The sequence below is a fragment of the Nonlabens sp. genome, assembly GCF_051251825.1.
Classification (GTDB): Bacteria; Bacteroidota; Bacteroidia; order Flavobacteriales; family Flavobacteriaceae; genus Nonlabens.
Window position 1 is genome coordinate 1 of the sequence record NZ_JBPOGG010000016.1, and the last position, 19,148, is coordinate 19,148.

At 36.0% G+C, this 19,148-nt stretch carries 19 protein-coding genes and 1 tRNA gene; 12 read left to right on the top strand and 8 right to left on the bottom strand.

The window, feature by feature from the left end; all coding sequences use genetic code 11:
* Window positions 1-664: 664 nt before the first annotated feature.
* Entirely contained in the window at window positions 665-1,804 is a 1,140-nt protein-coding gene (locus tag ACSHWW_RS13260; protein ID WP_435682947.1) for an acyl-CoA dehydrogenase, read from the bottom strand.
* 79 nt (window positions 1,805-1,883) lie between these two features.
* Here ACSHWW_RS13260 and ACSHWW_RS13265 point away from each other — a divergent pair, with 79 nt between their 5' ends.
* The 10 genes from ACSHWW_RS13265 (at window position 1,884) to galE (ending at window position 10,643) form a co-directional block, all read left to right on the top strand.
* On the top strand, window positions 1,884-2,939 hold the full coding sequence (locus tag ACSHWW_RS13265) for an anhydro-N-acetylmuramic acid kinase (RefSeq protein WP_435682948.1): 1,056 nt from the start codon (window positions 1,884-1,886) through the stop codon (window positions 2,937-2,939).
* Between the two features lie 69 nt (window positions 2,940-3,008).
* On the top strand, window positions 3,009-4,235 hold the full coding sequence (locus tag ACSHWW_RS13270; protein ID WP_435682949.1) for a Glu/Leu/Phe/Val dehydrogenase dimerization domain-containing protein: 1,227 nt from the start codon (window positions 3,009-3,011) through the stop codon (window positions 4,233-4,235).
* Window positions 4,235-5,722 (top strand): sodium/proton antiporter NhaB, encoded by a 1,488-nt coding sequence (nhaB, locus tag ACSHWW_RS13275; RefSeq protein ID WP_435682950.1) that lies wholly within the window; start codon window positions 4,235-4,237, stop codon window positions 5,720-5,722. The genes ACSHWW_RS13270 and nhaB overlap by 1 nt, the downstream gene beginning before the upstream one ends.
* 127 nt (window positions 5,723-5,849) lie before the next feature.
* On the top strand, window positions 5,850-6,545 hold the full coding sequence (locus tag ACSHWW_RS13280) for a MotA/TolQ/ExbB proton channel family protein (RefSeq protein ID WP_435682951.1): 696 nt from the start codon (window positions 5,850-5,852) through the stop codon (window positions 6,543-6,545).
* Window positions 6,546-6,547: 2 nt separating this feature from the next.
* Entirely contained in the window at window positions 6,548-6,940 is a 393-nt protein-coding gene (locus tag ACSHWW_RS13285; protein ID WP_435682952.1) for an ExbD/TolR family protein, read from the top strand.
* 2 nt (window positions 6,941-6,942) lie between these two features.
* A complete protein-coding gene (locus ACSHWW_RS13290) occupies window positions 6,943-7,746 on the top strand; it encodes a hypothetical protein (protein WP_435682953.1) in 804 nt (267 codons plus the stop codon).
* Window positions 7,747-7,748: 2 nt separating this feature from the next.
* Window positions 7,749-8,966 (top strand): bifunctional folylpolyglutamate synthase/dihydrofolate synthase, encoded by a 1,218-nt coding sequence (locus tag ACSHWW_RS13295; RefSeq protein ID WP_435682954.1) that lies wholly within the window; start codon window positions 7,749-7,751, stop codon window positions 8,964-8,966.
* Between the two features lie 103 nt (window positions 8,967-9,069).
* Window positions 9,070-9,144: transfer RNA gene (locus tag ACSHWW_RS13300), tRNA-Val, on the top strand.
* 43 nt (window positions 9,145-9,187) lie between these two features.
* Window positions 9,188-9,433 carry a GIY-YIG nuclease family protein gene (locus ACSHWW_RS13305; protein ID WP_435682955.1) on the top strand — a complete coding sequence of 82 codons (246 nt, stop codon included), beginning with the start codon at window positions 9,188-9,190 and terminating at the stop codon, window positions 9,431-9,433.
* A 187-nt stretch (window positions 9,434-9,620) separates the two neighbouring features.
* Complete coding sequence (gene galE, locus ACSHWW_RS13310) at window positions 9,621-10,643, top strand: UDP-glucose 4-epimerase GalE (protein WP_435682956.1); 1,023 nt, start codon at window positions 9,621-9,623, stop codon at window positions 10,641-10,643.
* On the opposite strand, the gene ACSHWW_RS13315 is transcribed toward galE, so the two are convergent.
* Window positions 10,640-11,161 carry a hypothetical protein gene (locus tag ACSHWW_RS13315; protein ID WP_435682957.1) on the bottom strand — a complete coding sequence of 174 codons (522 nt, stop codon included), beginning with the start codon at window positions 11,159-11,161 and terminating at the stop codon, window positions 10,640-10,642. The genes galE and ACSHWW_RS13315 overlap by 4 nt on opposite strands.
* Window positions 11,162-11,163: 2 nt before the next feature.
* A complete protein-coding gene (locus tag ACSHWW_RS13320; protein ID WP_435682958.1) occupies window positions 11,164-11,619 on the bottom strand; it encodes a GAF domain-containing protein in 456 nt (151 codons plus the stop codon).
* A 76-nt stretch (window positions 11,620-11,695) separates the two neighbouring features.
* On the opposite strand from ACSHWW_RS13320, the gene xrtF reads away from it, so the two are divergent.
* Window positions 11,696-12,229, top strand: a complete 534-nt coding sequence (xrtF, locus tag ACSHWW_RS13325; RefSeq protein ID WP_435682959.1) for an exosortase family protein XrtF — start codon at window positions 11,696-11,698, stop codon at window positions 12,227-12,229.
* Window positions 12,226-12,672 carry an exosortase F system-associated membrane protein gene (locus ACSHWW_RS13330; protein ID WP_435682960.1) on the top strand — a complete coding sequence of 149 codons (447 nt, stop codon included), beginning with the start codon at window positions 12,226-12,228 and terminating at the stop codon, window positions 12,670-12,672. Before xrtF ends, ACSHWW_RS13330 begins: the two co-directional genes overlap by 4 nt.
* Here ACSHWW_RS13330 and ACSHWW_RS13335 read toward each other — a convergent pair.
* The 5 genes from ACSHWW_RS13335 to ACSHWW_RS13355 form a co-directional block, all read right to left on the bottom strand.
* On the bottom strand, window positions 12,669-13,490 hold the full coding sequence (locus tag ACSHWW_RS13335) for a hypothetical protein (protein WP_435682961.1): 822 nt from the start codon (window positions 13,488-13,490) through the stop codon (window positions 12,669-12,671). The two genes, ACSHWW_RS13330 and ACSHWW_RS13335, sit on opposite strands and share 4 nt — an antisense overlap.
* Window positions 13,420-14,883, bottom strand: a complete 1,464-nt coding sequence (locus tag ACSHWW_RS13340) for a hypothetical protein (RefSeq protein WP_435682962.1) — start codon at window positions 14,881-14,883, stop codon at window positions 13,420-13,422. The genes ACSHWW_RS13335 and ACSHWW_RS13340 overlap by 71 nt, the downstream gene beginning before the upstream one ends.
* On the bottom strand, window positions 14,873-16,249 hold the full coding sequence (locus ACSHWW_RS13345) for a class I SAM-dependent methyltransferase (protein ID WP_435682963.1): 1,377 nt from the start codon (window positions 16,247-16,249) through the stop codon (window positions 14,873-14,875). The genes ACSHWW_RS13340 and ACSHWW_RS13345 overlap by 11 nt, the downstream gene beginning before the upstream one ends.
* Window positions 16,249-16,491: a hypothetical protein gene (locus ACSHWW_RS13350; protein WP_435682964.1), complete on the bottom strand. Its 243-nt coding sequence runs from the start codon at window positions 16,489-16,491 to the stop codon at window positions 16,249-16,251. Before ACSHWW_RS13350 ends, ACSHWW_RS13345 begins: the two co-directional genes overlap by 1 nt.
* Window positions 16,492-16,554: 63 nt before the next feature.
* Entirely contained in the window at window positions 16,555-19,017 is a 2,463-nt protein-coding gene (locus tag ACSHWW_RS13355; RefSeq protein ID WP_435682965.1) for a zinc-dependent metalloprotease, read from the bottom strand.
* Window positions 19,018-19,148 lie beyond the last annotated feature (131 nt).

Here is a 19,148-nt window from a genome sequence, read left to right on the forward strand (position 1 = left end):
TTTGCGCAGATGGTACTGCTTTATTGTGGGAGAGTATGTCGCCGCCTTCTTTTGAAACCCTTACTATTTATTTAGTAAGGGTTTTTTGTTGTCCTATAAATTCATTTAATTATCGAATAGACTTCTGTCTAGTTTGATAAAATAATATAGGTGCTGAACTGAAGAGTTTTAGTCAATGAATGTATAAGATAATTGAAATTGCAACTCTGATGATAATAGATTACTGTAAAGCTGTTTTATTTTAAACGATAGCTCTTTTACTTTTATAAATAGCACCCATTCTTGTATCGCATAACAATAAATGGTAGTCTTTCACTATTCGTTTGTTTAAACTTTATTTTGACTTGTTGATTTTTTCATACTTTACTTTACATATGGTTTTTGGGATATTGACTCATAATTATATAACAAGCTATTTTAAAACTTTTGTATTATTGTTATTTTGGATATTGAGTTTGACATTCATTCTATTTCTTCTTTTTGATGATTAATTTTTAGTTAGAGTATGTTTAGCACTTGTCACTTGACTTTACGTCATTTGTTAAATGGTGGACTAACATAAAAAAAAATCTCAATGAAGAAAACTTCATTGAGATCTAATATCAAAATTATTAACTCTAAAAAATCGCCTTATTTCTAAGACGAAAATTCGAAATTTAATGAGTTACTTCAATAAATCTCTAGAAATCACTATTTTCTGAATTTCAGACGTTCCTTCATATATTTGAGTGATTTTCGCATCTCTCATTAATCGTTCTACGTGGTACTCCTTTACATAACCATTACCACCATGTACTTGTACAGCTTCGATTGAAGCATCCATAGCCGTTTGAGAAGCAAATAATTTCGCTGTACAACCAGCTACGTTATAATCCATCCCGTTATCTTTCATCCAAGCAGCATGCATGATAAGATGTCTAGATGCATCTATATTCACTTTCATGTCTGCTAGTTTAAATGCGATTGCTTGATGATTGCAAATTTCAGTACCAAATGCTTTTCGTTGCTTACTATAATCTCTTGCAAGTTCAAAAGCGCCTCCTGCAATTCCTAGAGCTTGAGCAGCAATACCGATTCTTCCTCCTGCTAATGTTTTCATCGCAAACTTGAAACCAAAACCATCTTCACCAATTCTATTTTCTTTAGGAACCTTTACATCATTAAAGTTTAATGAGTGTGTGTCACTACCTCTTATTCCTAATTTATCTTCTTTAGGTCCTACTTCAAAACCTTCCCAACCTTTCTCAACAATAAAAGCATTTATTCCACGATGCTTCTTCTCCTTATCAGTCTGAGCGATTACAAGATAATAATCAGCTGAGTTTCCATTGGTAATCCAATTCTTTGTTCCGTTTAGTATATAGTGGTCTCCCATATCTATAGCAGTCGTTCTCTGCATGGTAGCATCACTTCCAGCTTCAGGTTCACTTAGACAAAAGGCTCCTATTGATTTACCAGAGGCAAGCTTCGTGAGATATTTTTGTTTTTGATCTTCGCTACCATAGGTTTCTAGTCCATAACAAACTAATGAATTATTAACCGAAACAATTACACTAGCACTGGCATCAATCTTTGAAAGCTCTTCCATTACTAGTACGTAACTAGTTGTATCCATTCCGCCACCGCCGTATTTTGGGTCAACCATCATGCCTAAGAAACCTACTTCACCCATTTTGTTAATGAGTTCTTTAGGGAAATGCTGTTCTCTATCTCTTTCAATTACTCCAGGAAGTAATTCTGTGCGAGCAAAATCTCTTGCTGCATCACGTATCATTAAATGCTCTTCTGTTAAACTAAAATCCATGTATTTATAATATGATTAATACTTCATTTATCTTTGCAAATCTAAGCTTATTTAAGGGTATATTCAATACAATATTTCTATGAAACATCAGTGCTATAACGTTATCGGTGTCATGTCTGGAACTTCCCTTGATGCTATTGATATCGTTAATGTTGAATTAGTACGTGATGTATCATGGAGCTTTCATGTTAAAGCCGCTAAATCTATTGATTATACTAATCTTTGGAGAGAACGGCTCTCAAATGCCGTTCGTTTAGATGAAAATAACCTAAAAGTTCTCAATAAAGATTACACCCATTTTTTAGCACAATCTATTAATGCGTTTGTTAATGAATGTAATGTCAATAAATTATTAGCGATTTGCAGTCATGGACATACAGTCCATCATCAACCGCAAAATGGCTTCACATTCCAAATAGGAAATCTACCTGATCTTGCACGATTACTTAATACTAGAGTAGTTTGTGATTTTAGGGTGCAAGATGTAAAGTATGGTGGGCAAGGAGCTCCGTTAGTTCCTATAGGTGATAAACTCCTTTTTTCGCAATATGACTTCTGTCTTAATCTTGGTGGTTTTGCAAATGTTTCTTATGATAACAACGAGATACGCATAGCTTATGATATAGCACCAGTTAACGTAGTTCTTAATAATCTTGCAAATAAGTTAGGGGCAGAATATGATGATAAAGGCGCTTTCGCGAAAGCAGGATCAATCAACACTCAAATTCTTAATCAACTTAATATTCTCGAATATTACAATCTTCAAGCTCCTAAATCGCTAGGGATAGAATGGGTGAATAGCGAAATCTGGCAAATACTATCTCACATAAATGATGTAAATGATGCGCTAGCAACATTTACGGAGCATGCGGCAATACAAATTGCCAAAGTGTTTAATCCCAATTCAACGGTCCTTGTAACTGGTGGTGGAGCCTATAATATCTTCCTGCTAGAAAGAATAAGATATCATTGCAACGCTTCTTTAATCGTTCCCGATAAACAACTTGTGGAATACAAAGAAGCATTGATTTTTGCGCTGTTAGGAGTATTGCGATTAAGAAATGAAAATAATTGTTTAGCATCTGTTACAGGTGCATCGAGAGATCATTCAAGTGGTGAAATTTATCTTCCTTAAGAAATTGTAAAAATCGCATATACTGGTATAGGTTTTTTATATTTGTCTGTAATAACCTGAAACCTCAATATGAAGGAACTTTTAAAGCGTTATGAAAACGCTGAACCCGAAATCGTATTCCACTGGAACGACCCAGAGACTGATGCTCAAGGCTGGACAGTCATCAATAGTTTGAGAGGTGGAGCCGCCGGTGGTGGAACTCGTATGAGAGTAGGATTAGATAAAAATGAAGTCCTCTCACTTGCAAAAACAATGGAAATCAAATTTACCGTTTCTGGACCAGCGATAGGTGGTGCAAAAAGTGGTATAAACTTCGATCCTCAAGATCCTCGTAAAAAAGGTGTTCTTGAAAGATGGTATAAAGCTGTTTCTCCTTTACTCAAGAGTTATTATGGTACAGGTGGTGATTTAAACGTAGATGAAATCCATGAAGTAATTCCTATGACTGAAGATTGCGGTGTGTGGCATCCTCAAGAAGGAGTCTTTAATGGGCATTTCTCACCTACTGAGGCAGATAAGATCAACCGTATAGGTCAGCTGCGTCAAGGCGTTATTAAGGTAATAGAGAATCCTATTTATTCACCAGACGTTTCTAGGAAATATACAGTGGCCGACATGATTACTGGATATGGCGTTGCCGAAGCTGTAAAGCATTTCTATGATATATATGGCGGTGACGTTAAAGGGAAACGTGCTGTCGTGCAAGGATTTGGTAATGTAGGTAGTGCCGCAGCCTATTATCTCGCGCAAATGGGCGCAAAAGTAGTAGGGATTATAGATCGTGCCGGTGGTCTTATTAATGAAGACGGATTCTCGTTTGAAGAAATACGAGAAATGTTTCTTAATAAAGATGGTAATACATTAAGAGCAAAAAATTTAATCCCTTTTGAAGAAGTAAATGATAAGATTTGGTCTTTAAATACTGAGGTTTTTGCACCTTGTGCAGCATCCCGATTAATAAGTCAGGATCAAATCGATCAAATGATTTCCTCAGGACTTGAAGTTATTTCTTGTGGAGCAAACGTTCCTTTTGCAGATAAAGAAATATTCTTTGGATCTATAATGGAGCATACAGACGAGAAAGTAAGTCTTATTCCAGACTTTATTTCAAACTGTGGAATGGCAAGAGTTTTTGCATATTTCATGGAGCGTCGTGTTCAAATGACGGATGAGGCCATCTTCAATGATACCAGCATGACCATACGTAATGCAATTCAAAACACATATAATAATAACAGTTCGCGTACTCAAATCAGCTCTACAGCTTTTGAAATCGCTTTAAATCAACTCGTATAATGTTTAAATCATTTTTAGGTAATAGTCCATCTTGGTTCAAATCAACCATTTTGGCATTTTTAGTATTTAATACAGTGGCATATTTTGTTCTAAGTGGAACAGTAATGGGCTGGATTTTTATAGCTGAGTTTATTTTCTGTTTAGCTATGGCGCTTAAGTGTTATCCACTGCAATCAGGTGGATTACTCGCTATTCAAGTTTTAGTGTTAGGTCTTACAACCGCTGGATCACCTGGAGAAACACATGGTGTATATTATGAAGTGTCTCAAAATCTTGAAGTAATTCTACTTCTCGTCTTTATGGTGGCAGGTATCTATTTCATGAAACCACTGCTCATGTACATCTTTACCAAGTTGTTTACTAAAGTGAAGTCTAAATTAGTACTTTCTTTATTTTTCGTGGTAATTAGTGCTGTACTATCAGCATTCTTAGATGCTTTAACGGTAACAGCAGTATTGATAAGCGTAGGACTTGGTTTTTATAATGTGTATCATAAAATTCACTCGAGTGATTTAGATTTAGATCAAGATAATACATTGGACAGGGAACAATTAAGTGGTGAAACACTTGAGGAGTTTAGATCTTTTTTACGTAGTCTAGTGATGCACGGTGTAGTAGGAACTGCATTAGGTGGAGTTTGTACGATTGTAGGTGAGCCACAAAACTTGTTGATTGGAAGTAAAATGGATTGGGAATTTGTAGAATTTTTCATGAAAATGGCACCTATCACTATTCCTGTTTTCTTTGCAGGACTGCTCACGACTGTCTTTCTTGAAACAACTAAAATATTTGGTTTCGGTCAGACCATGCCGCCAGTAGTACGTCAAATTATTGAAGGATGGATGGAGAAGCGTGATTCTGAGCGTACCCAAAAAGAGAAATACGCACTTGTGGTTCAAGCCGTTTCAGCCGTGTTACTAATCGCAGGATTAGCTTTACACATTGCGCCAGTTGGATTCATAGGTCTAGGTTTGATTGTAATTCAAACAGCATTCATGGGTATTATAGAAGAACATTCTTTAGGAAAAGCATTTGAAGAAGCATTGCCGTTTACAGGGCTGTTGGTTGTGTTTTTTGTAATCGTAGCTATGATTCATGATCAGCATTTATTTAAACCTATTATAGACTGGGCACTTAACCAGGATCCAGCAAATCAACCAGCTATATTTTATCTTGCAAACGGTGTGCTTAGTATGATTTCAGATAACGTATTTGTGGCAACTGTATATATTGGAGAAGTAGAAATGGCTTATAACGCAGGTAAAATTTCAAAAGAAACCTATGAACACTTGGCAATAGCGATAAATACCGGGACTAATTTACCGAGTGTTGCAACGCCTAACGGTCAGGCAGCATTCTTATTTCTATTGACCTCATCTCTTGCGCCAGTAATTAACCTATCGTACGGTAAAATGGCAAAGATGGCATTTCCATACACTATAGTCTTGACTTTAGTAGGTCTTGCCTGCGTGATGATGTTCTTATAATAATTCAGTAATATTGTATATGTTGTTTTGGGCTACGCTTTCGCGAAAGCATTTACTCAACAACCTAGATAATCACACAATCTTTAACCCTTAATAAGCGTTACTAACCTAACTAACATAGAAATTAATGAGCCTATTTATTCAAGAAACAGCAGATAATACTACAGAGGCAGTGACTCTTGTTCATGAAGAATCTGAATCTTTAATAGAATTAATAAAATCCGGTGGTCCGGCAGGAATGATAATTATTAGTGTACTTACATTATTATTATTATTTGCTCTTTATATTTATTTTGAGCGACTTATGAAAATTAAGGCAAGCTCCAAAATAGACAGTAATTTCATGCTGCAAATAAAGGATCATATTTCTAATGGTCGATTAGACAGTGCAAAAATGCTTTGTGCAAAAGAAGATTCTCCAGTAGCACGTCTCACTGAAAAGGGTATAAGCCGCATAGGTTCACCTCTCGAAGATATTAACAGTGCCATAGAAAATGCTGGTAAACTAGAAGTTTATAAACTAGAGAAAAACGTGAGTATGCTTGCAACCATTGCTGGTGCTGCACCTATGATAGGGTTTCTAGGTACGGTAATTGGTATGATTATTACTTTTAGAGAGTTAGCAGCTGAAAAAGGAAGTGCAGATATAGCAAATCTTGCAGGTGGTATTCAAACTGCTATGCTTACTACGGTTGCTGGACTTATAGTTGGAATTGTAGCATATATAGGTTACAATCATCTAGTAGTTAAGACAGATAAAGTAGTGCATCAGATGGAAGAAAATGCGTCTGATTTCTTAGATCTTTTAAACGAACCTGCCTAATTATGAATTTAAGAGGTAGAAATAAAGTGAGTCCAGAATTCTCGATGTCGTCCATGACTGACATTGTGTTTCTCTTATTAGTGTTTTTTATAATTACTTCTTCTTCTGTAACTCCAGAAGCGTTAGATTTAGTATTACCTAATGCTGGAGGAAAAACTCAAACACAAGGAAAGGTTACCGTGAGTATTTCAAAAGATGGAGATTTTGCTGTTAACACTGATAAAGCGACTGAAGAAAACTTAGAAAGTAAAATACTAGAAATTTTGGATGGTACAGAAAAGCCTACAATAATGTTACGATCTGATAAAGATGCTGCGGTAAGTTATTCTGTTAGAGTAATGGATATTGCAAATCGAAATAAAATACAGATTGTGCTGGCTGTAAAAAATAAATAGATATGAGTTACTTAGAGACTAAAGAACAGAAAATAGCTGCTGGGGTTAGTGTATCACTAATTCTTGTATTAATCCTCTTATTTAAATTTGTCTCAGTAATCAACGTCATTGAACCGCCAGAAGAAAGCGGTATAGCAATTAATTTTGGTAATACAGCTATTGGTTCTGGGCCAGTTGAACCGGCTGAGGCTACAAAAGTAACACCAGAATCAAATCCAGTTCCAGTAGAACAAAATACACCACAAGTAGATAATGTATTAACACAAGATAATACAGATGCACCAGTTATTAATTCTGATCCTACGGTTACTAAACCAATAACTAAGCCTGATCCAGAACCAGTAAAAAAACCTGAGCCTAAACCAGACCAGTCCGTACTCGATGCTTTGAGTAATGTCACAGGAGCTACACCTACTGATGGTGCAGATAATAGCGGTGAAGGGCCAGGAGATGGACCAGGTAATAAAGGAGATATTAATGGTAATCCTTATGCAAACACATACTACGGTGCACCAGGTTCTGGGCAAAGTGGACGTGGAGCAGGATTAGGTGGTAGAACAGCGCTTAGTGGAAAAGGAGCAGAGCCAGATTGTTTTCAAACAGGAACTGTCATTGTAGAAATTCACGTAGATAGAAGTGGTAAAGTAGTACAAGCCATACCTGGTAAAAAAGGGACAACTAATAGAGCCGCTTGTCTATTAACAGCTGCAAAGAAAAGCGCAGAGACTTACAGATTCAGCCCAGCTGCAGATGCTAAGGATATCCAAATAGGATTTGTAGAAGTAATTTTTAAAGTAGGCGAGTAGTCTTGAACTATCCTCAAACTCTAGAATGGCTTTTCAGCCAGTTGCCCATGTACCAGCGTGTGGGAAAAGCAGCTTATAAAGCAAATCTTGATAATACAATTTTACTAGATAATCATCTAGGTAATCCACACCATTCATTTCAAACTATCCATGTAGCCGGCACAAACGGTAAAGGAAGCACCTGTCACATGATAGCAAGTGTTCTACAAGAAGCTGGTTATAAAGTAGGATTATATACTTCACCACATTTAAAAGACTTCAGAGAGCGCATTAGGATTAATGGTGAAGTAGTAGCCCAAGACTTTGTAGTTGAATTTGTAGCAGCCCATCAGGATTTTTTTAAAGACAACCAATTATCATTTTTTGAAATGACGGTCGGTATGGCCTTTCAGTATTTCAAGCATGAGAAAGTTGATATTGCAATCATAGAAACAGGATTAGGTGGAAGACTTGATTCTACTAATATTATTACACCATTAGTTTCTGTAATTACTTCCATTGATAAAGATCATGTTGCTATGCTCGGCAATACGTTATTAAAAATTGCTGGAGAAAAGGCAGGGATTATTAAGGCAAAGACTCCTGTGGTAGTAGGTGAGCGACGTAGTATGTTGAGGAAACGCTTTCGCGAAAGCGCTATTCAAAAAAACGCTCCATATCATCAAGTAAATCATCGTTTAAAAGTATTACCGTCTGACTTGAAAGGTAGTTATCAAAAAGATAATGCTCGTACAGCCATAACCGCGCTTAACGTTTTAAAAGAAAATACTCAGTTTGAGTTCACTCAAGAACAACTAGAAAAGGGTTTGCTTCATGTGGTAAAAAACTCAGGTTTAAGAGGTCGCTATGAATTGTTGCAGCGAGAACCTCGAGTCATCGCAGAAACGGCTCATAATCCTGCAGGAATTAAAACGCTAGTAAAACAATTAGGAAATGAAACCTATAATCAATTACATATTGTCTTAGGTATGGTGGCAGATAAAGACGTAAGTCAAGTATTGAGTCTTTTGCCTAGTAATGCTTTATATCATATTTCAAAACCCGACGTACCTCGAGGGATGGATGTAGAAGTTTTGGCAACTTTTTTTGATGAAAATAAGCTTAATTATAAAAAATATACATCTGTTAACACTGCTCTTGAAGAAGCTAAAAAGCTGGCGCACAAGGATGATTTGATCGTTGTTACAGGAAGTGTTTTTGTAGTAGCAGAAGTTATTTGATTTTTTTAAAAATAATACTTGCAAGTTCAAAGAAAGCTTTTATATTTGCATCCGCTTTTAGAGTGCTTCACAGCACTACTTTAAAAGCATTCCGATTTAAATCGGGCGCTTAGCTCAGTTGGTTCAGAGCACTTGGTTTACACCCAAGGGGTCAGGGGTTCGAATCCCTTAGCGCCCACATAATTAAAAGACCTTCAGAAATGAAGGTCTTTTTTTGTTTTATGAAATATTACGTTTACATATTATTTTCTCAAAACATGAATCGTTACTATATAGGCTCTAGTAATGATGTGGATGAGCGTTTGAAAAAGCACTTAGCTAGTAAAAAAGGATTTACTTCAAAAGCTAAAGACTGGGAAGTGAAACATACAGAACAATATGATACAAGAACTGAAGCTTTAAAACGAGAAAACCAAATTAAAAAATGGAAAAGTAGAGTAATGATTGAAAAGTTAATAAACGCTTAGCTTAGTTAGTTCAGAGCATCCCGATTTTACATCGGGAGGTTCAGGGGTTCGAATCCCTTAGCGCCCACTTAATTAAAAGACCTTCATTTTTGAAGGTCTTTTTTTATTCCCTATTTTAAAAATCCTATTTCAATTTATTACTTGATGAACTTGTAATTCAGTATTTTTAACGTCTATAAATGAGCTTATGAAGATTTTAGTAACAGGTGGTTTAGGTTATATAGGTTCTCACGTTGTGGTGGAGCTTTTAAATAGAAATTACGATGTATTAGTAATTGATAATTTATCAAACTCTTCGTTAAAAGTTCTTGATGGAATTGAGAATATTTGTGGTAAAAAGCCCGATTTTGAGAAAATAGATGTTCGCGATAAAGGTGAGTTGAACGACTTTTTCAAAAGAAATCAAAATGTTCAAGGTGTCATACATTTTGCTGCATCTAAGGCCGTAGGAGAAAGCGTTGAGAATCCTTTGCTTTATTATGAGAATAACATAAATGCACTCGTTTATCTACTTCAAGAATTACAGGATAAAGAAGAAGCACATTTAATATTCAGTTCTTCCTGTACCGTTTATGGTCAAGCAGACGAGTTACCTATAACAGAGTCTGCTCCAGTAAAGCCAGCAGAATCTCCTTATGGAAACACAAAACAAATAGGTGAAGAAATCATACAAGATGTTTGTAAAGTAAAGCCAGCGTTAAAAGCTATCGCATTACGTTATTTTAATCCTGTTGGTGCTCATCATACAGGTCATATAGGTGAGTTGCCCTTAGGAACACCGCAAAACCTAGTTCCTTATATCACTCAAACAGCAATAGGTCTGAGAGAACAGCTATCTGTTTTTGGAGATGATTATCCTACCCGTGATGGTACGGCAATAAGAGATTATATCCACGTAATGGATCTTGCGGCAGCTCATGTAGTTGCCTTAGAGCGTTTAATGAACAAAAAGTCGAGTTCAAATTTTGAGACCTTTAATATAGGAACAGGAACAGGTTCTACCGTGCTAGAAGTTGTAAATGCTTTTGAATCTGCTACTGGAGTGGATTTGAATTATAAAATAGTTCCTAGAAGAGAAGGAGATGTTACTGCGGCATATGCTCATACGGAACGCGCCAATAAAGTTCTAGGTTGGAAAGCTCAATATTCTCTAGAAGATTCTCTAGCGAGTGCATGGCAATGGGAAAAAAATGTGAGATCTAAAGATTAATCTTTAAAAGGTATTTCGATAGTTTCGTTAGGGACTCTTGCATCAACGAGTGTTACTTTTAGTGCTCGAGCTACTTGTAAAGACGCATCGTATCCTATTATTCCATCATCAAAATAGAATAATTCTATATGTCTAATGTCATCATACCATAAGTTCATTTCAAAGTTGAACTTACCATTTTTAAGCGGTTGTCTAAAAATTGAGATGTAATCTGGAACTGGGAGATCGTTCCATTTCCCAAGTGAAACTGGACCTAGTAAATAGCCCTTTTGATATTTATTTTTATTTAAGTCCAGCTGCACCTGCTGAACCAGTATGGGTTTAAGACCATAGGCTAGAACTAGTATAGCGCTAAAAATCATCCCAGCCCATTGCTTCCACCCAGCGTCTTTGGTAAAATCAGAGGATGTAAAAGCGGTTACAACCAGCGTAAAGAATACCATTATTGCAACGGCGCCTAATAAATTGAAGAATAAATTTGGTGCATTGTCCCTAACTATAACTCGCTCTTTTTCCATACTTAAAGGATAGTCGCCACTTGTTCATTCACCCATTCTAGGAAACGCTCATCACTTGCTGTAAACGCTTTTGCGGTGTTGCTGTCTATATCGATTTGGCCTATGTTTTTGCCATCTTTAAATAGTGGTATCACTACTTCGCTTTTTACATGAATACTACAGGCTATGTAATTATCCTGTGCATGAACATCATCTACCACAAAATTTTTATTTGAAACAGCAACTTGACCACAAATTCCTTTCCCAAAAGGTATCACCGTATGATCTGTAGGTTCTCCAGCCTGTGACCACAAGTGCAGTGTAGGCTCTGTAGCGTGCGCCATATAAAAACCTACCCAATCATAGTAAGAGATGTTTGCCTGCAGTACATCACAAATTGCTTGCATTTTAGGTAGTACATCAGCATCGGGCTTATTAATAATCTGGATGATTTCAGACTTCAAAGAATCAAATTGCATAATCAAATTTTAAAAGTCTGTAAAATTAAGTCTATGGTACCTTTTAATAATTAACTTTGTTATAAATATTTCCTATTTGAGTAAGATACGTCCCTATATTCCTGTTTTTAAATTTGTTGCCACGTTTGGTGTGATTTATATCACTCTATCACTGTTGTATTATGGTTATTTGCAGCAAGATTATATCGGGATGAATTATCCAGATCCTGTAACATCTCAAATTTCTTATCAAACACAACAAATTCTTATATCCCTAGGTTATGACGCTCGTATTACAAATGTAGCAGACAACCCTTCGGTGTATATGTTTTTAGAAAAGAATGTCGTCTTCCGAGTAATAGAAGGTTGTAATGCTATCAGTGTGATGATTCTTTTTGTGGCTTTTGTTCTCGCTTTCGCGAAAACGTGGAAAAAAACAGCTTTATTCATTCTAGGTGGATTGCTATTTATTTACATCGTGAATATTTTAAGGCTCGTAGCGCTAGCTGTTATTATACATAAATATCCTCAGTACAACCACATCTCGCACGATATTATATTTCCTGCTGTAATTTACGGGTCAGTAATATTACTATGGATTTTATGGATTAAAAACCCTAAAAAATCATGACGGTTTCTAGAATCATATCGGCTGTAATGATTGTGCTATTGGTAATGTTGCTAGTGTTTGTGCGACTGTTTGAAGTAGAACTTTTCAATGATCCTCTTAACGATTATTATCGTTCAAATTTCCAGTTTAATGATATGCCAAATATTTCTGTCTGGAAAGTAATCGCTGGTACGAGTTTGAGATTCTTTTTTAATATGGTCATCTCATTATGGATTATCTGGTTCCTATATAAAAAGGTGAGCTATATCAATGCTGCGTTATGGGTGTATTTATTTGCCTATGGAATCTTGATACTACTTTTCACCTTACTCCTAGATGCCGATTCTGATTTTATGAAAATGGCGCTCTTTTATATACGTAGGTTTTTAATCCATCCTATTCTATTATTTGTGCTTGTCGCTGGGTTTTACTTCTTGAAAACTAAAGGCAACAAACTCACTTAAAAAGTGCTCAAATATCCCTTTCTGTATTCACTCGATGGATGATAGAAATACCCTACAAGAAGCTCGCGGTTCTCATTAAGCTCGCATATATCCCATGACTTTTTAATGAGTAAAATTCTAATTTTCTTATCAATTTCTTTATTAAAGGGTGAAACCACACCTATAAATTCGATATCATTATTCTCATCAAATTTCACATTATACAAGCCAAAATGTGATTGTTCACCTTCCAGCTGCATTTTACCTATTTGTTTAACAACGTCAGTATCCTTTTTAAGAGTAGTACAGTTGATAGAGGTTTCTGCTATCTGTTGATTGAATTGAGAAAGGTCTTCTAGTGTGCTCAATAAATTAATGTTGTCTAAATGAAATTTAGGATCATCTTTATAAATAAAACTATTACGCATACATGGCGTAGTGACTAGTTCACCGCAAACTAATTGTGCAAAAATGATAAGTTCATCACCAGGTTTTACAAATAATTGACATCTAGAGTTATCGATACTATTGCCTATTGCTTGCTTAATAAATAGTGGAGTGCTTGCTTCACCTTTAAAAACACTTGTAGTAGAAAACTTGACACGATCTTCATCAAGTGTTCTGTAGTTTTTATCTACCTCTAGTATTGTTACTTGCGCGATAAAATCTGCCTCTTTATAGTCAGTTAAAAAGTGGTTTTGAAAACAAACACAAGATTGCGCTTGAGATATAAATGTCATTCCTAGCAATAGGAATACCATAAAGAATTTATGGTAGTTTTTCTGTAACTGAGTTTCCTTCATCATCATAATATCTATAAATACCACGTTGCGTGCCATTCTTAATCAATTGGTAGCTGCTGTTATCTATCTCCACTTCAGCACTCGGCTGTTCTGCGAGATAACTGAATAGTGTAGGGAATAGACTTATGCTACTTTTAATATTCTGTCTATATGCTGTAAAATCTGCTGGAGCATTAATTGCAAATAGCGCACCAAATATTCCCTGTTGCAATGTTACATCATTTGTAGGTTTTTCATAACTCTCAGTGGCATAATTAAAACCTACAAAACCTCCATGGTCTGCAGCAATAATGATTATTGCATCTGGATCATTCTTTTGAATATGAACTACCATGTGTAAGAGTTTGAGGCTAGTGTCATTGAGCCTTTTAATATAACTGTTTCGTTCCTCTGCGCTAGTTGTATTAGAAGAAGGAAGTCCTGGGATATGACTAGGTTCCAATATTTCTACAAAATAAAACTGTGGAGCATCAGTAGCTGTGCTCATAGCATCTTTTAGGTCATTAAAATAGTCGGTATCCAGCCAGTAATCTGGTAAAATAGTTAGTTCATCTTCGGTAATATTAAGTCGGTCATAAGCTACTTGAGGATGATTAAGTAATAAATACTTGTGCTGTAATACGGCTGTGGTCTGGTAACCATTATTTTTAAAAGTTTCAAGTACGGGATTATTTCCCATTATGAGATCTCGTGCATTAAACAGCTCATTTTTTAAAGTATCATCATCATAGAAGTGATGTTGACCTGTAAAAAGTGTAGCGTTTGAAGTTAATGTTGAAGGATAGTTACTGCGGTACTCATGATTAATGAAAAAGCCTCTAGGCTTTAGCTCTTCATAGAAGTCAGTATTATCATAGTTGTAATACTTGTTTTCTAGTGCAGGTTTACTCGCATAACCATCTGGCTGTATATAATAAACGTTGGGCTTCTTTTTAAAATGTAAATTTGGTAACGCACTTTCTTTGACCCAATCATTTTTTTGCAATACATCTGTAACAAGGTAATAAGTAAATTGGGCTATACTTATGAAAGTCATGAATCCTAAAAGCAAAACTAATTTCTTGTAGTGTTTGCCTAAAAACCAACTACCTGATATAGCAATAATTGCTACTAGTATTAAAGCTTTCCATCGCCATCCTAAGTAAATTACGATGGATAGTGTAATGGCAGTAAGAATAATAAGTGCACTTGAATTAAAAGTGTATTTAATTCTTGAACTTTTATTTCTAATGAAGTAATTGATGACTACAACCACTAAGCTAGGCAATACAATCATGTATAAGCCTAAGTACAGGAATTGTGTCCACGAATTTACAAGAGTGTAATTATTAAGATACAAATAACTTAATGCATATAAACCAGGAAGCAATCCTACCGTCCACCAGTAATGTTGATTGTTATTGAGATATGCAACGATTTTATCCTTCATGACGTTTCAAAAGGAATAAAGTGCGATGCGTGTTTGGGATCTGTTCTTTTTTTACAATACTATAATGCTTTGCATAAGATTCTTCAAAATGAGCCAAGTTATAATCGTCAAATAAATGACGCGCATCTCGCTTACTATCTAGTATAAATTGAACCCAACTGTCTTCACGATCAGGGAATTCAATAATCAAATATGGGCTTAGTGATTTAAAAAAAACAGCACTCATCTCAAACGGAACGTTACCTGACAAGGTGATATGATGAATTAATGCGAGAGCCATACTTAGATCAGGACTATAACCTTTAACACGCTCAATAAAAGAATCGCGTTCCTCATTATTGAAACCTATTCCTGCGGCAGGCTGCATTAAATCTGTTACAATCGGGATTATGCGAGTTTCTTTGATTTTTAATGTGTTAGTATAGCAACTATCAACAGCACTCTGATCAATGTCGCTCACGATTACTTGGCTAGCATGTTTCAAGGCTTCTTTACCAAAGGTTCCATCATTGCCTCCTAAATCAATTACTTTTTGAGCATTAATCTCATGAGTCCAGTTTGCAACTAACTTCTTTTTAATCTCAAATGCTTCGTCCTGATAATTTGTTTGCTGGTAGTATGCGCTCCATTCTGTGTTTTCTTTCAAGGACATTTCAGAGATATGAAGTTCTAGTGATTTGAGCATTTTAATTTGAGCAGCTTTAGAAAGTCCTTTACTATTTGTGTCTTCCACAAGCTCACCCGTATTTTTATTCTCTTTTTTTCCTAGAAAGTGAATGTGAGAATAAATAGTAGGATTGAATTTTGATTTCCACGATAGTAATCGGGATGCTTCTTTTAAAGGAAAACCATCAATGCGGTGCTGTAAAGTTTTTAAATAAAAACTACCATGTTCTTGTGCAAGAACTAGAGGTGCAAAAAAGTGCTCATTAAATTGTTTAAGAGCTTTCCACGGTTCATTCTCCCGATATTTTTCAATACTCAACGTATCTATGAAAAGCGCTTTTCCTTGATGGAATGTGATATTAAATGCGCTACCATCTTTAAGAGAAAATCCTTGTTCTAGTAAAAATAATTGTAATCTTAAAGTAAGTTGAGCAGCATGTTTATATGCTGTAAATGACCATTCATAAGGATAGGTCACAAAATCTAGCTGATCGGGTTGAATAATTATTTTATCATCCGACTTTTCAATTTCTTCATGAGAAATTAGCCAGTTTTTTTTCCACAGTTGCTCATAAATCCCGGCCGATTTAATAGCATTATACTCCTCAAAATAAGACGGATTAATTTGTCTTAAAAAGAGATGGTTTTTTTTAAAAATAAAACCAGATGGATCGCGATAAGATGCTGGATGCCTGAGCATTAATCATCTTTTAATTCCTGTTCATCATACATGTCGTCAAAGCTAGAATCGTCATCTTTGTTCATACCTAGCCAGCCCTTAATTGTCGCAATTACAGTTTTGTAAAAAAGCACAAAACCTGCAAATGCAGCCACAGCGCCTTGCGCAATCATCATTCCTATGTTAGGATCTATGTAGAGTAGGGTATTCATGTGTGCAAGATAATCTTTTCTAGATTCAAGTATAAAAAAAACTGCCTTCACAATGGAAGGCAGTTATAGAAAATTTATGATTTGGTTATACGCTTTCGCGAAAGCGTAATTACATTATTTAGGGTCCAGAATCATGTCGATACGTTCTACAAGATCTTCTAGGTGGATCTTAGAAAGTTGATCTCTCGTACGACCGATTGCTCTTCTAGAATCTGCCTTAAGTTGTTTCAACTCTGCACGTACGATAGGACGGATATCACTTTGAACAACGTCGATGTTACTACCGCCAAATCTACTATTAGGTTTTTCATTATTCATGATAAACTCTAAACGTTCCACATAAGCGCGTTGTAAATTACGACGGTAACGATCGATTTCCTGACCCTTAGAAAGTTCACTGAAGATTCCTTTTCTTAAGTCTTCCATCATCTCTAGAAGTCCGTAAGCTGCGTCTCCATTCACCTCTTCATTTTCCATCAAACGAGCCATACGCCCAAAGTCTAATAGGTTGTTTAGTGTACGAACTTGTGTGCTACGTATGCGATCAATAGCACCATCTGATTCAAATTTGTTAAAAATGTTTTGATCAATTAACCACTCAGGAGTAGTGAACAATTCATTTTGTAAAAATGCCATTGCTCTAGTTTGCTTATCTCTAGACGCATGCTCATAAACGGCACCTTCCTGACCATAAGCTTTATAGGTTTCCTTTACTCCACCTATGTTTCCAGTTACGTGTCCCATGTATCTATTGAATTGTCCTAGAACTTGACCATACATAGTTTCAAGGTCATCATAGTTTTCACCTTCTTTTCCAGTCCACTTCGTTAAATTAGGAATAATTCTTTGAAGGTTTTTAATTCCATAAGAACTTGCTCTCATAGAGTCATCACCTAGATCTTCAGTCTGACTAGTATGATCGATGACACCAAATTGCTGACGACCGAATCGATACATAGGATCTCCTGCCTTTTCAAGAATCCATTGGTCTAGAATTGTCTTTTCTTCTTTGGCAGTTTTATCAAGAATAGGTTTATAACCCCATGCGATAGAATATTTATCATACGGCCCGATGTTAGGCATTAAAGCAACGTCTCCATCACCTGGTTGAGCGATATAGTTGAAACGAGCATAATCCATGATAGATGGTGCTGTTCCATATTTTTCAGTGAACTCTGGATTGCGTAAATCTTCAACATTATAAGCTACAGAGCTACCCATATTATGTGGTAATCCAAGTGTGTGACCTACTTCATGAGAGCTCACGAAGCGTATCAAACGTCCCATTACTGCTTCGTCAAATTCAGTGGACTGCGCATCGGGATTAATAGCTGCTGTTTGAACAAAGAACCAGTTTCTTAATAAGGTCATCACGTTGTGATACCAGTTAATATCAGATTCAAGAATCTCACCACTGCGTGGATCAGATACGTGAGGACCGTTTGCATTAGGGATAGGAGAAGCTAAATAGCGTACCACGGAGTAACGCACATCTTCAGGGCTCCAGTCTGGATCTTCTTCTTTAGTAGGAGCATCGGCAGCGATGATGGCATTTTTAAATCCTGCAGCTTCAAATGCTACTTGCCAGTCTTCTATACCTTGCTTGATATATTTTCTCCACTGCTTAGGAGTTGCTGGATCGATATAGTAAACGATTTGTTTCTTAGGCTCAACAAGTTCGCCAGCTTTATATTTCTCAATATCTTCATCTTTTACTTCAAGTCTCCAGCGATCCAAATAACGTACGGTTTTAGTTTCTTGAGCGTCTAGACCGTAATCTTGTTGACCTCTTGCAAACCATCCTACACGTTGATCAAAGTAACGACGCTTCATAGGTTCTTTAGGAAGTAAAATCATAGAATTACTCATCTCTAAAGAAATAGATCCTGTACTGCTGTTAGATGGTGCAGCACTTGCTAGATAAGTTTTTACATGTCTAGATTCTATGTTCAATGGGTATGAACGTAACGTGTCTATATAAGATCGTTTGTCATCTAAACGAGTAGCTTTATATCTTGTGCGAGCTCTTTTAGGGAATCCTATAGAAGGAACATCTTTTGAAAAGAAATCTGTTACATCTATAACCACGTTATTATTGATGCTATCTTTTTTAATCGCTTCAATAGGGAAAGAGTAGAGGATAGGCTCAAAGTTTGAATTCTCTACAGCCATACTTACTGGTAATGAATCTGCAGCGACGACGTGATGAGAAACAACTCTTAAAAGTACATTGTCATTTTTACGTTGCCATCTTAGTGTTTCTGTATTTTGCTTTCCACCACCGAAACCTAATCCAGCTGCAGTTTTTGCAATACGTGTTACCATTAACATCTCTCTATTAAAAAGACTGTCTGGGATTTCATAGAAGTACTTATCTTCTACTTGATGAACTGTAAAGAGACCTTCGTCACTTTTGGCTTCTTTGGTAATTACCTTAGTATAAGGCTGGATTCCACCTTTTTTAGGTTTTTTCTTTTCAGTGCTTGCGCCTGATTTTTTACTTGATTTTTTAGAACCGCAACTCACAGTTAGGGTAGCCGCAAAAACAAGCAAGAAGAGTAATTTTACTATACGCATGTTATAAGATTTTTAGTGGTGGTAAGATATTGTCAAATCTGCTAATAATATCTTAACGTCGAGTTAACGGTTAGAAAGTATTAAATTTCGCTTCGGAATGATGAAATCCTATATAAATAGAGTTTTATAGA

Bases quoted from the DNA above. Each gene is read 5' to 3' on its own strand.
- ACSHWW_RS13260 (WP_435682947.1), bottom strand. From the start codon at position 1,804: ATGGATTTTAGTTTAACAGAAGAGCATTTAATGATACGTGATGCAGCA.
- ACSHWW_RS13265 (WP_435682948.1), top strand. From the start codon at position 1,884: ATGAAACATCAGTGCTATAACGTTATCGGTGTCATGTCTGGAACTTCC.
- ACSHWW_RS13270 (WP_435682949.1), top strand. From the start codon at position 3,009: ATGAAGGAACTTTTAAAGCGTTATGAAAACGCTGAACCCGAAATCGTA.
- nhaB (WP_435682950.1), top strand. From the start codon at position 4,235: ATGTTTAAATCATTTTTAGGTAATAGTCCATCTTGGTTCAAATCAACC.
- ACSHWW_RS13280 (WP_435682951.1), top strand. From the start codon at position 5,850: ATGAGCCTATTTATTCAAGAAACAGCAGATAATACTACAGAGGCAGTG.
- ACSHWW_RS13285 (WP_435682952.1), top strand. From the start codon at position 6,548: ATGAATTTAAGAGGTAGAAATAAAGTGAGTCCAGAATTCTCGATGTCG.
- ACSHWW_RS13290 (WP_435682953.1), top strand. From the start codon at position 6,943: ATGAGTTACTTAGAGACTAAAGAACAGAAAATAGCTGCTGGGGTTAGT.
- ACSHWW_RS13305 (WP_435682955.1), top strand. From the start codon at position 9,188: ATGAAATATTACGTTTACATATTATTTTCTCAAAACATGAATCGTTAC.
- galE (WP_435682956.1), top strand. From the start codon at position 9,621: ATGAAGATTTTAGTAACAGGTGGTTTAGGTTATATAGGTTCTCACGTT.
- ACSHWW_RS13315 (WP_435682957.1), bottom strand. From the start codon at position 11,161: ATGGAAAAAGAGCGAGTTATAGTTAGGGACAATGCACCAAATTTATTC.
- ACSHWW_RS13320 (WP_435682958.1), bottom strand. From the start codon at position 11,619: ATGCAATTTGATTCTTTGAAGTCTGAAATCATCCAGATTATTAATAAG.
- ACSHWW_RS13330 (WP_435682960.1), top strand. From the start codon at position 12,226: ATGACGGTTTCTAGAATCATATCGGCTGTAATGATTGTGCTATTGGTA.
- ACSHWW_RS13335 (WP_435682961.1), bottom strand. From the start codon at position 13,490: ATGGCACGCAACGTGGTATTTATAGATATTATGATGATGAAGGAAACT.
- ACSHWW_RS13340 (WP_435682962.1), bottom strand. From the start codon at position 14,883: ATGAAGGATAAAATCGTTGCATATCTCAATAACAATCAACATTACTGG.
- ACSHWW_RS13345 (WP_435682963.1), bottom strand. From the start codon at position 16,249: ATGCTCAGGCATCCAGCATCTTATCGCGATCCATCTGGTTTTATTTTT.
- ACSHWW_RS13355 (WP_435682965.1), bottom strand. From the start codon at position 19,017: ATGCGTATAGTAAAATTACTCTTCTTGCTTGTTTTTGCGGCTACCCTA.